This is a genomic window from Marinobacter albus, assembly GCF_030238305.1.
GTDB classification, from domain to species: Bacteria; Pseudomonadota; Gammaproteobacteria; order Pseudomonadales; family Oleiphilaceae; genus Marinobacter; species Marinobacter albus.
The window spans coordinates 2186004-2198119 of sequence record NZ_JASSQD010000001.1; the positions used below are offsets into that span (position 1 = coordinate 2186004).

General features: G+C 57.4%; 11 protein-coding genes. 7 read left to right on the forward strand and 4 right to left on the reverse strand.

What is annotated here, in order from left to right; genetic code table 11:
• Nucleotide 1: 1 nt before the first annotated feature.
• Nucleotides 2-1510 (reverse strand): type II secretion system ATPase GspE, encoded by a 1509-nt coding sequence (gene gspE, locus QQF73_RS10120; protein WP_219865596.1) that lies wholly within the window; start codon nt 1508-1510, stop codon nt 2-4.
• A gap of 164 nt (nt 1511-1674) precedes the next feature.
• On the opposite strand from gspE, the gene QQF73_RS10125 reads away from it, so the two are divergent.
• From QQF73_RS10125 to QQF73_RS10155, 7 genes are all read left to right on the forward strand, one after another.
• The gene (locus QQF73_RS10125) at nt 1675-2331 is read left to right on the forward strand and encodes a type II secretion system protein N (RefSeq protein ID WP_219865595.1); all 657 of its coding nucleotides are present in this window, start codon (nt 1675-1677) and stop codon (nt 2329-2331) included.
• A gap of 8 nt (nt 2332-2339) precedes the next feature.
• Nucleotides 2340-3002, forward strand: coding sequence for a transglutaminase-like cysteine peptidase (locus QQF73_RS10130; protein WP_219865594.1), 663 nt, complete (start codon nt 2340-2342; stop codon nt 3000-3002).
• Nucleotides 3003-3107: 105 nt separating this feature from the next.
• Nucleotides 3108-4718, forward strand: a complete 1611-nt coding sequence (locus QQF73_RS10135; RefSeq protein WP_285368118.1) for an FAD-binding oxidoreductase — start codon at nt 3108-3110, stop codon at nt 4716-4718.
• Between the two features lie 2 nt (nt 4719-4720).
• The gene (locus QQF73_RS10140; protein ID WP_285368119.1) at nt 4721-6328 is read left to right on the forward strand and encodes a glycerol-3-phosphate dehydrogenase/oxidase; all 1608 of its coding nucleotides are present in this window, start codon (nt 4721-4723) and stop codon (nt 6326-6328) included.
• On the forward strand, nt 6318-7877 hold the full coding sequence (locus QQF73_RS10145) for an FGGY-family carbohydrate kinase (protein ID WP_219865591.1): 1560 nt from the start codon (nt 6318-6320) through the stop codon (nt 7875-7877). Before QQF73_RS10140 ends, QQF73_RS10145 begins: the two co-directional genes overlap by 11 nt.
• A gap of 77 nt (nt 7878-7954) precedes the next feature.
• A complete protein-coding gene (locus QQF73_RS10150) occupies nt 7955-8320 on the forward strand; it encodes an MbcA/ParS/Xre antitoxin family protein (RefSeq protein ID WP_219865590.1) in 366 nt (121 codons plus the stop codon).
• Nucleotides 8317-9111 carry an RES family NAD+ phosphorylase gene (locus QQF73_RS10155; RefSeq protein WP_219865589.1) on the forward strand — a complete coding sequence of 265 codons (795 nt, stop codon included), beginning with the start codon at nt 8317-8319 and terminating at the stop codon, nt 9109-9111. Before QQF73_RS10150 ends, QQF73_RS10155 begins: the two co-directional genes overlap by 4 nt.
• A gap of 52 nt (nt 9112-9163) precedes the next feature.
• Here QQF73_RS10155 and QQF73_RS10160 read toward each other — a convergent pair whose 3' ends face one another.
• The 3 genes from QQF73_RS10160 to QQF73_RS10170 form a co-directional block, all read right to left on the reverse strand.
• Entirely contained in the window at nt 9164-10090 is a 927-nt protein-coding gene (locus tag QQF73_RS10160) for a tetratricopeptide repeat protein (protein WP_219865588.1), read from the reverse strand.
• Between the two features lie 66 nt (nt 10091-10156).
• The gene (locus QQF73_RS10165; RefSeq protein WP_219865587.1) at nt 10157-11119 is read right to left on the reverse strand and encodes a type II secretion system F family protein; all 963 of its coding nucleotides are present in this window, start codon (nt 11117-11119) and stop codon (nt 10157-10159) included.
• Between the two features lie 12 nt (nt 11120-11131).
• Nucleotides 11132-12115, reverse strand: a complete 984-nt coding sequence (locus QQF73_RS10170; protein ID WP_219865586.1) for a type II secretion system F family protein — start codon at nt 12113-12115, stop codon at nt 11132-11134.
• Nucleotide 12116 lies beyond the last annotated feature (1 nt).

Below are 12116 nucleotides of genomic sequence, written 5' to 3' on the forward strand. Positions count from 1 at the left end.
GTTAGCGGCCCCGGTAGGTAACGCGCAGAACCTCTTCCACGCTGGTTATACCGTCCAGAATCTTCTGAACGCCATCAGCGTGGATACTAGGCCCATGTTGTCGCGCCACTTTTTCGAGTTCAAGTTCCCCGGCCCGTTTATCGATCAGCCCACTTAATTCGTCCGTTATTGGCACCACCTCATAGATACCTATGCGGCCCCGGTATCCCAGATCATTGCAATGTTCACAGCCTACGGAACGGTAAATGGTGGGAGGCAGAGAGGGATCCAGTTGCAGGAACTCGCATTGTTCTTCCGAAGGCGTATAGGATTCGCGGCACTCCTTGCACAAAACCCTGACCAGACGTTGCGCCACAATGCCTACGAGACTCGACGAAATCAGAAATGGCTCGATTCCCATATCCATCAACCGGTTAATCGCGCCGACAGCGGTATTGGTGTGAAGAGTGGATAGAACCAGGTGACCGGTTAAACTCGCCTGGACGGCGATTTCAGCGGTTTCGAGGTCCCGGATCTCGCCAATCATCACGACGTCGGGATCCTGCCGCAAGATCGCCCTGAGGCCGCGGGCAAAGGTCATGTCTACCTTGGCATTAACCTGGGTTTGCCCGATACCCGGCAAATCATACTCAATGGGATCTTCAACGGTCAGAATGTTACGGCTACGGTCATTGATCTCCTGCAGCGCGGCATACAGGGTTGTCGACTTACCGGAACCCGTTGGACCGGTTACCAGCAAGATGCCATAGGGGCGATAGATAAGCTTTCGGAGAATCTTGAGGTCGTTCCCGTCCATACCAAGAGATTCCAGGCGAATAGCCCCTGCCTGCTTGTCGAGGAGACGCAACACTACCCGCTCCCCGCTTGATGAAGGCATGGTGGACACGCGGATATCCACCTCTCGCCCGGCAACTCGTAACGCTATTCGACCATCCTGGGGCACCCGCTTCTCTGCAATATCGAGCTTGGCCATGACCTTGATTCGGGACACGAGCAAGGGCGCCAGGGCGCGCTTGGGCTGAACAACCTCTCTCAAAACCCCGTCGACACGAAACCGCACGACCAGCCGTTTTTCATAGGTTTCAATGTGAACGTCCGAGGCACTGGTTTTGACGGCTTCTGTCAGGATCGCGTTGATCAGGCGAATGATGGGAGCGTCATCTTCCTGTTCAAGCAGATCCTCGGTTTCGGGAACAGAATCTGCCAGGGAGGCCAGGTCCATATCATCACCGATGCCCTCCACCATTTGCATGGCTTCGGCAGAATCGTTCTGGTACGCGGCATTCAGCGCATGATCGAACCGATCCGGATCGATGGTGGAAAATCTCGCACGGCCACCGCTCACCCGGTTGGCTTCGGCGAGCGCCGAATGAGAAGCTCCGGGGCGAATCAGTATGATTGGATCGCCATCATCCGAGCGTGTCAGTATAACGCCGTTGCGTTTGGCAAACGTAAAAGGAAGACGGCCCAGCGGAGCATCCTGCTGCTGAAATTCGGATTCTGTAGTCAAGGTCTTCCCCGTCCTGAAATTCTTTTTGATTCAATCAATTCAGAAAGGCTACCACAGGATATGGAACCGCTGAATAACTCTATACACTATACTGCCAATAAAACATTGCCGTCTGATAACCTGTGGGCTTTTTTCCTGCCCACCAACATCATCCAGGATGATCAATGCTCTTATACAACGAACGGCTTCCTCTGCTCCTCGCCATTATTACAGGCGCGGCAATGGTGGGTGTGACAGCCTGGCAGGTCTATAGTTTCGTGCTGACCAAAAACCAGCGGGCCGTGCTCGACGAAACTCAACCAATCACTCGGAATGCCTCGGCGGTAGGCCAGCCACCGGAAATCGACTTGGCCTCTCTGACCCTGTTCGGTATTGCAGGCGAGGATGGCGCCGTGCGGCCAGAGGAGACCGAAAACCTCCCGGAAACCAACCTTCGCCTCTACCTCAGGGGCGTCCTTGCGGCAGAGGGTGAATTCCCCGGCAGTGCGCTTATTGAGGATCAGAAAGGCAACACCGAAGCCTATCCCGTCGGTGATGAACTGCCCGGAAATGCCACCCTTCGTTCCGTGCACCCGAACCGAGTTGTCATTGAACGGGGAGGTAAACTCGAAAACCTTTTCTTCCCCGAGAATGAAGACCGGTCGGGCATATCGTTTGCCGCCAGTGACGAGGAGGAACAGCAACAGACCACGCCCGTCTCACGGTCATCTACGGCCCCATCCAGGCAACCGTCGCCGGATGCGAACGATGAACAGCGCAGAGAGGAAATTCGCCGGCGCCTTGAGCAACTCAGGGAACGCCTCCGGAATAACAGTAACTGAGGCCGGACATGGTTACGGCCGCTTCAGCGTTTCGGCGCCGGACCTTTCTAGTGCCAGCACTGCTGTTGGCCACCGCTGTTTACGGCGCACTGGAACTCAGCAGCCGCCTGATGAACTACGTTCAGGAAGAGTTCGGTACGGAAGCCTACGAGCGCCTTGAAAACTGGCAGAGACTCCATACGCTTGCTGCCAACGCCCCGACTGAACGCCAGCTCCGGCTGGTTAACCGCTTTTTCAATCGAGTGAGGTTTGTCAGTGACATCCAGCACTGGGGCGAAGAAGACTACTGGGCCACACCGGTGGAATTCCTGACCACCAATGCCGGCGACTGCGAAGACTTCTCCATTGCCAAGTACCTCACCCTGAAATCCATGGGAGTCCCGGACGACCAGTTACGGGTTGTCTACGTCAAGGCTCTCGAGTTGAACCAGGCCCACATGGTGCTTGCCTGGTACCCCGAACCGGACGCCGACCCCCTCATCCTGGATAATCTGATAAATGACATTAAGCCTGCGTCACAACGCACTGATCTTGAACCCGTTTATAGCTTCAATGGTGAAGGACTTTGGCTTAACAACTCTGGCGGGGAGCGAAAGCGGATCGGCGAAGCCCAGAAGCTTTCCCGGTGGCAGGAACTCAACGATCGGCTGATCGATTCACTTCGGCCCTGACCCTGCTGGCGGCAAATGACACCCTGAATGTCGCCAAGCGACACCGCATTCGCTCCCGAAGCCACTAGAATGCCCGACATCAACCAAGTATCGGGGAGCAAACGCATGCGACGCTGGAATGGCTGGGGCGACGAGACTTTCAATCTGGCGCTGCCCAAGGAAGGCAAAGGGTTTCTGACGGAGCGCATAGGCATCGGCCAGCCCCTTGCCGACGCCGCTCTACAGGACGTTTGCGACAAGGTTCCTGAATCCCGGCTCCCCGCATCCTCAGGCAGCGCACTTGGCGGCCTGGTCGACACCAGCCCTGAGGCAAGGGTGCGGCACGCCCGGGGGCAAAGCCTCGCGGACTGGCTGGCCATGCGCAGCGGAGAGTTCGGGGTATTCCCCGACGGAGTCGCTCGCCCGCGTTCCGGTCAGGACGTCCAGACCCTCCTCCGCTTCGCAAGGGAAAACAATGTTCACCTGATCCCTTATGGCGGAGGCACCAGCGTTGCCGGGCACATCAACCCTTTGGCTGTCGACAAACCCGTGCTGACCGTCGATATGGGCGAGATGAACCAGCTCACAGACCTGGACACGGAAAGCCAGATTGCAACCTTCGGTGCCGGCACACCCGGTCCGCTGGTTGAATCCCAACTGCGCGCCCACGGCTATACGCTCGGGCACTTTCCGCAGTCGTTTGAATTGTCCACCATTGGGGGCTGGGTCGCGTCACGCTCCAGCGGACAGCAATCCCTGAGGTACGGTCGCATAGAACAACTGTTTGCAGGCGGGCGCGTTGAAACCCTGCTCGGAACATTGAACCTGCCAACCATTCCGGCCTCCAGCGCGGGCCCGGACATCCGCGAGGTAATACTGGGCTCGGAAGGCCGGCTTGGCGTGATTACTGAGGTCAAGGTTCGGGTCAGCCGGCTACCGGAACAAGAGAGTTTCCACGTGGTGTTTTTCCCGGACTGGGAACAGGCCCGGGCCGCATGTCAGCAACTGGTCCAGAATCGAACACAACTTTCCATGCTGCGGCTGAGTAACGCCGTTGAAACCGAAACCCAGCTCGCTCTTGCCGGCCATCCCCGGCTGATCGCTCTGTTGGAGCGCTATCTTTCCCTTCGGGGAGCCAGTGCAGCAAAGTGCATGATGACTTTCGGCCTCACCGGAAGCCGCAGGCAATGCAAGAGCGCATTGGCGGAGGCCCGCCAGGTTTGTGCCGAATTCGGGGGCGTATACACCGGTACCCACCTGGGAGCCAAGTGGGCGGAGAAGCGGTTTACGATGCCGTATCTGCGGGAAGCTTTATGGGAACTGGGCTACGCCGTTGACACCCTGGAGACAGCAACCGACTGGGACAACGTCGACAACCTGCTTGGGTTAATGGAAAACAGTCTACGGCACGGCCTTGAGGACGAGGGTGAATCCGTCCATGTGTTCACTCACCTCTCCCATTTCTATGGCCAGGGCTGCAGCATCTACACCACCTATGTATTCCGGGTGGCAGACACCTACGAGAAAACGCTCTCGCGCTGGATGTCCCTGAAACACAGCACGTCCGAACTGATCGTTGCCAACCGCGGCACCATCAGTCATCAGCATGGCGTCGGCAAAGACCACGCCCCGTACCTGCCCATTGAAAAAGGTGAGCTGGGCATGCTGGCCATCCGATCACTCTGCAACACCTTTGATCCGGATTCCCTGCTGAATCCGGGGACGCTGGTGGATTGAATATGGCTAACACCCGGGATCAGATTCTGGAAGCTCTGAAAGCCGGCAACCGCCGCTTTGATGTCGTGGTCGTGGGCGGGGGAATAACCGGCGCAGGAATCGCACGGGAGGCTGCGGGCAGTGGATTGCAAACCCTGCTGGTGGAACAGAAGGACTTTGCCTGGGGCACCTCCAGTCGATCTTCCAAGATGGTGCACGGCGGGCTTCGCTACCTTGGCAGTGGCCAATACCGACTGACCCGGGATGCGGTCCGGGAGCGCGAACGCCTGATGGCCGAGGCCCCGGGGCTCATACGACCACTTCGCTTCGTGATGCCGCATTACCGTCGCCAGTTTCCCGGCCCCCGAGTATTCCAGCTTCTTCTCGCTGTTTACGATCGTATCGCGAGGTTCCGCTCGCGTCGGCTGCTCACTCGATCAGAAGCCCCGCTTTGGGTGCCAGGGCTGAAGACCGACAACCTTCTGGGCGCCAGCGTGTTTTCCGACGCCGTGACCGATGACAGCCGCCTTGTCCAACGGATCATCGCAGAAGCTCGGCGAGAGGGTGCCCTGTGCCTGAATTACGTCAAAGCGCTCGAGGTTCTGCGAACCAACGGCCAGGTGTCCGGAATCCGGCTTCAGTCCGAGGAGAGTGACGAACCCTTCGACGTGTCCAGCCCACTTGTCATTAACGCGACTGGAGCCTGGGCGGACCGTTTACAGACAACATCGGGAGACCAGGCGGGGATGAACATCCGGCCGCTTCGAGGCAGTCACCTGGTCCTGCCCTGGTCCCGCCTTCCGGTTTCCTGCTCGGTATCCCTGCTGCATCCGGATGATGGCCGACCGGTCTTTGCCTTTCCCTGGGAGGGTACAACCGTTCTTGGTACCACTGATCTGGACCACTCCGGCAATCTGGACATTGAGCCCCGGATTTCCGGGGATGAAGTCGACTACCTTCTGAAAATTTCCAGCCGGCTGTTTCCGTCAAGCAACATTTCCTGTGAGGATATTATCTCGACGTGGGCCGGCGTCCGCCCCATCGTCACCGATGGCGCAGGCAAGGATCCGTCCAGTGAAAATCGTGAGCACGAATTTCGCGAGGACCGGGGTCTGATCAGCGTAGCCGGCGGAAAACTCACGACCTTCCGCCTGATCGCCAGGGAAGCGCTCTCCCGTGGCCTGGGTGACAGCGATGCCAAGTGTCTCCGGGATCAACATCTCCCTGTGTTCACGCCGGCGCCCAAGCTGACCCACCCGACTTCTCTTGGCCATCTGACCTGGAACCGGCTGAAAGGATATTACGGCCCGGACCTGGAAGCCCTGCTGGCCGACGGGCATAACGAAGAGATAAAGGTGGATGGGAAACCCTCCGGTCTGCTGTGGGCAGAATTACTCTGGGCTTGTGGTCATGAGAACGTGCAGCATCTGGACGACCTGCTGCTACGTCGTACCCGGCTCGGCCTTATAGCGCCAGACGGCGCCCGCAACCTGCTTTCTGATATAAGACGGTACTGCCAACCGGTTCTGGGCTGGGACGACGCCCGCTGGCAGGACGAGGAGATCCGATACCTGAGCATCCGAAACCGTGCCTACGCTTTGCCCGGAGAGGAGTCTGGTGATGCCAGCTGAACCTTTGATCCTTGCGATTGATAATGGCACCCAGAGCGTTCGCGCCCTGCTGTTCGACAAATACGGCAACCTGATAAGCAAGGGCAAGCAAGACCTCGATCCCTATTTCTCCGAACAGCCAGGGTGGGCCGAACAGCACCCGGAGTATTTCTGGGAGAATCTCGGGAACGCCTGCCGGTTGCTGTGGGGTAATACCGACGCGCAACCCAGTCAGGTCGTCGGAATCACCGTTACCACCCAACGAGGCACGGTGATTAACCTTGATAAACATGGCAAGCCGCTGCGCCCCGCCATCATCTGGCTCGATCAACGCCACGCCAGGGTGGACGGACCCGTGAAGGGCCCCTGGGGCTGGTTGTTCAAGCTGGCGCGACTGGAAGACACCATCAATCGCTTCCGCGAAAAAAACCAGGCCAACTGGATTGCCCAGAATCAGCCGGAGATCTGGCAACAGACTCGCCATTTTCTGTTGCTGTCGGGATACCTGAACTATCGACTGACTGGCCAGTTCAGGGACTCGACGGGAAGCCAGGTGGGCTACCTGCCTTTTGATTACCGAAAGCACCGGTGGGCCGGCCGCCGAGATTTCAAGTGGCAAACCATGCCGGTTACCCGGGCCATGCTGCCCGAACTCGTCGAACCGGGCGGTTCCCTTGGTGCCCTCACCCCCGAGGCAGCGGCACATCTCGGCCTGCCGGAAGGCCTTCCTGTGATGGCGGCCGCCTCTGACAAAGCCTGCGAAATCCTGGGCTCCGGCGGTCTGACGCCTGACATCGGGTGCATGAGTTATGGCACCACGGCAACGATCAATACCACCAGCGAACGTTACGTCGAGGCGATTAAACTGATGCCGCCTTACCCGTCCGCTCTGCCCGGACGCTACTCAACGGAAGTGATGATCTATCGGGGCTTCTGGATGGTGAGCTGGTTCAAGCGGGAATTCGGTCTGAGGGAACGCAAACTTGCCGAACAACGGGGCATCGAGCCGGAGGTTCTCTTCGATGAACTCGTCCGGGCCGTACCGGCCGGATCCATGGGCCTGATGCTCCAGCCATATTGGTCCCCCGGGGTCAGGCAACCGGGGCCCGAGGCCAAAGGTTCAATCATCGGCTTCGGCGACGTCCACACCCGTGCCCACATCTACCGTGCCATTCTCGAAGGCCTTGCCTATGCCTTGCGAGAGGGCAAGGAAAAGATCGAAAAACGGACCGGCACTCCAATCCGGAGCCTTCGTGTTGCCGGTGGTGGGTCCCAGAGTGATGCCGCCATGCAGCTGACTGCGGACGTGTTCGGATTGCCGGCCGAAAGACCGCACACCTACGAAACCTCCGGACTCGGCGCCGCCATTGATGCGGCCGTAGGGCTGCGCCTGCATCCGGATTTCCAGACGGCTGTCGCCGCCATGACCCGGGTTGGTGACGTGTTTCTACCGCAACCTGAGACCCATGCGCTGTACGATCGGCTGTATTCAGAGGTCTATCTGAAGATGTACCCTCAGCTCCAACCGTTGTATCGAAGAATTCGGGAGATCACAGGGTATCCCAAATAAATCCCGGACCAATAATCGACTGTTCATTTTTCACATTTTTGATTTATACTGTGAAAAATCGACAAAGGTTTCTGGTCATGAGTACCGCAAAAATTCACGACGAATCGACTCAGGACAAAGCCCTGCTATCGAAAGCCTTGATCAATGCCGGAAAGGCATTTGGCTTCAATCAGACCGAGCTGGCTGACATCGTTGGCAGAAACAGAACCGGCCTGGTCCGGGACGGCATTGACCCTGAGAGCAAATCAGGGGAACTTGCCCTGCTCTTCATCCGCCTCTACCGCAGTGTCTACGCGTTGACCGGTGGCGATCCGGACGCCATGAAACACTGGATCAACACGGAGAACCGGTATTTCGAGGCAATCCCCCGTCAGCTGGTCAAATCCGCCGAAGGACTTGTACGGATCAATTACTACCTGGACGCCATGCGGGGTAAGCTTTGAGCTATGAAGAGCGCATTGCCCGATGCCTGGAACCGTTGCAGGGAACGGTTTACCGGGTCGTAGAGTCCCAGGAAGAAATAGCCACAACCCGGCTGGTCGACAATATTCCGGAGCAGGCGCGGTTAGAGGAGTTGCTGGAAAAAACCAAGCCAGCCCATGCCAAGGGTACCCGCGGTCTTCATTACCTGCTCGCCACACCCTTCCGCTATCCACCACTGAAACACGGCTCACGTTTCGGGCAGGCCTTCGAGAAAAGTCTTTTCTACGGCGCCATGGCCATTAACACGGCTCTGGCCGAAACCGCTTTCTACCGGTTCGTATTTATTAACCACGTCGTCACCCCCTTCCCGAAGCCTTTGAGGACGCTTCATACAGTTTTCGGAGCCAGGATCCGGACCGAACGCGGTGTCCGTTTACAGGGAAATGCATGGCGCGAGCTCCATGAAGAGCTGACCCACCCCTCCAGCTACGAATTGACTCAATCTCTGGGATCTGAAATGCGAAACTTCGGTGTAACCGCGTTTCAGTTCCTGTCTGCCCGGGCACTGCAGGCTGGCTTGTATACGCTGCCCTATGACGCCCATGACGGCATGGAAGGAATAAATGCTGCCCTGTTTGAGCCCGGCGCATTGAAAGACCGAAAACCCCGCGAAAAGCTGCGGTTGATTGTCGTGACCGGCGCCGAGTCGGTATCGATGAGCCTGACCAGGGAGGATGGTTCCCGGAACGTGCTGGAATTTTCCCGAAGCCAGTTTTTGATCAACGGGAGCTTGCCGGATCCGGCCATCTGAGGGGATACAGAAGGCCGGATACGTCGAGGCGGACAACCGTGGCTAAAAGGCCTCAGGATCCACTCTTGGCAATCAGACGTCTGACCTGTTCCAGGTTTTCGTTTGCAGTGACGTAGTAACTCGGAGAGGCCTGCGCTGCCCGGGTAAAAAACTTCTCGGCATCTTCAAGTCTTTCACCACTCATGCAAATGTAACCCATGGTGTTCAGGGCTTCTGCTTCGGACATGACTTCGGTCAGGACCTCCAGCGCCTCATCGTAGCGTTCCTGGCGAGTGTAGAGCTGTCCCAGATTGCGCCAGGCCCTTTGGTGCCAGGGATCAACATTCAGGGCGGCAAGGTATGCCCGCTCCGCCAGATCCCACTCGCCCGAGAGATAATGCGAATACCCCAGATTATTCTGGAGCCGGGCGCTCAGGGGCGACAACATCAACGCGTCGTTGTAATGCTCTGCGGCACGCCCGAAATCGCCACGAAGATCCGCAAGAATGCCAAGGGCATTGTGGGCTTTACCCAGCTTTGGATCGAGGCTGACTGCTTTTTCCAGCACAATTCGAGCCCGCTCGGGCTGGCGCATTTGCATCAGGACCAACCCCATGCCCTCAAGGGCGCCGGCGTGATCGGGATCGTTCTCCAGAGCGCTCTGAAAGGCGGTATGGGCTTTGGTTAACTCCTCTTTTTGAAGATTGATGGCCCCGATCTTGTAGAAACTTTCGGGATTATTCGGCTCCAGTTCGAGTGTCCGGATGTACTCAAAAATGGCCTGGTCGAGCTCGCCCCGGGCGCGGGCGGCATCTCCCCGGGCGATTCCCTCGGCTGCCGATTCAATCGGCATCAGGGTCGAAAACGTCAGGTCGGATTTGCCACTGTAAAGACCTGAAAAATCGCTGTCCGGACCCGCCGGAGTCGACGCACAGCCAGCCAGAAACGCCAGCGTGAGAACAACACTGCTTCCTTTCACAATCCAATTCATGCCTTTCATGGGGCGTTACTCCTTTATCCTTTGAAAGCCTCATACCACCTTCGGCACGGCGTTACGCTAGTCCATTCATTGAATGTTAAAGTGGTCCAAAAGGCCCACAACCGCAGGACCTATCGCAACCACAAAAAACGCAGGGAACATGCACAAAACCAGAGGAAAAATCAGCTTTGTCGAAATTTTTCCGGCTTCTTCTTCGGCCTTCTGCATCCTTTTGTCACGAAACTCCTCGGAGTAAATCCTGAGGGAATCCGCAATGCTGGTGCCAAACCGAAGGCTCTGGCTCAACAAAGTAACGAGGCCGGCGATTTCCTCCAGCCCGGTACGGTCCGCGAGGTTGTGAAGGGCCTCTGACCGATCAACACCCGCCCTCATTTCAGCATTCACCAGGGCAAACTCCTCGGCCAGTTCCGGGTGGCCTACGGATACCTCATCGGCCACTCGTTGAAGGGCTGGTTTGAGACCGAAGCCCGCTTCTGTGCAGACCACCAGTAGGTCGAGAGCGTCTGGGAACCCGTGATAGAGCAGTCGCTTACGACGCTGAATCAATTTCGATAACACATAGTTTGGGGTCGCAACGCCGACGAGTACTGCAACTGCCGCTGACTGCAGAGCAATCATCGAAGTCACCGATGGGATCCAATTAATGATGAGCAGAACCAACAGTGGCAACCCTATGAATAACAGCGTCTTGATGGCATAGAAGGTCGCCAGGGCGTTGTCGCTCCGGAATCCTGCATGCATCAACTTTTCTCTGGTGCGACCGCGTTCGCCTTCCTTTTTGGGCAAAACGAAGGGAGCTACTTTGCCCACCAGAAGGACCATTGCGCCTGTTTTAGGAGGTTCGCCCTCCTGCTCAGTGCCCACAACCTCCTGGAGGCGGTTCCGTACCGGGTTGAAAATGGTCGAAACCAGAAATATCCCCGCAAGGCCAACGCAGAAAACCGCAGCCCCCATAAGGGACACGAAGGTCCATTCTGCTATCTGTTCGTTTTGCAGAGTGGAGTTTAGAAGTCCGATCAGGTAGTCCATGGCGTTACTCCCTTACACCTTCAGATTAAGAATCTTCTTGATCCAGAAAACACCAAGCACGATCAATACCAGAGCCACCAGAATGATGTCCCCGCCCCGGGGGCTTTCGGTCAGCATCGGCATGTAATCGGGATTGACCACCGAGATCACCAGGAACAGGACAAATGGGGTCATCGTGAGAACCCAGGCCGAGATTCGGCCTTCCGCCGAGAGCGTTCTCACTCTCCGCTGGAACCGGAATCGCCCCCGGATAACCGCTGCAATCTTCTCCAGCACTTCTGCCAGGTTGCCGCCCGACTCACGCTGCACCAGCACCGCAGTAACCAGTGCCATAACGAGTATGCTCGGAACCCGCTGCAACAGCCCCATCAGCGCGGCACGGACATCGCCTCCGTAATTGATCTCGTTAAACGTTGTCCTGAACTCCTCCCTTACCGGGCTCGGCATTTCCGTGGAAACCAACCGGATCGCTTCGACAAAGGGGTGCCCTGCCCTGAGAGCCCGAATGATCACGTCCACAACATCGGGTAACTGCTCTTCAATCCGCGCAATTCTGCTGACCCGTTTTTTACGGATATGCAGAAACGGCAGTATAAATCCCAGGGGCGCTCCCACCGCTGGCGCCCAATAGGCCTTATTTAAGCTCCACGCGATACCGGCGCCGATGGCCGCCAATGCCAGGGCAAGGAGCAACACCCTATAGGCGGGTGTCGTCATGCCACTCTGGGCGATCAGGTTCCTGAGCGGCTCCAGGACGTCCAGCAACTCAAGGCGTTTTTCCAGCGGATTGAGATTCTGCGTGTAATGGTCTCTCAACAGGGATACCCGTTTCTGGTTATCCGCATCCGCCGTCAGCGTTTTCATCCGCCGTCTCATCCGTTTTCTGGCACTTCGACTCTCGCCGAAAACGGGAATCACCAAGCCCTGTGAAAGCAGGAACACCGCGGTAAAGACGAGCGCGACAAATATCCAGAGGTTTTCGCCCAGCACTTCCATG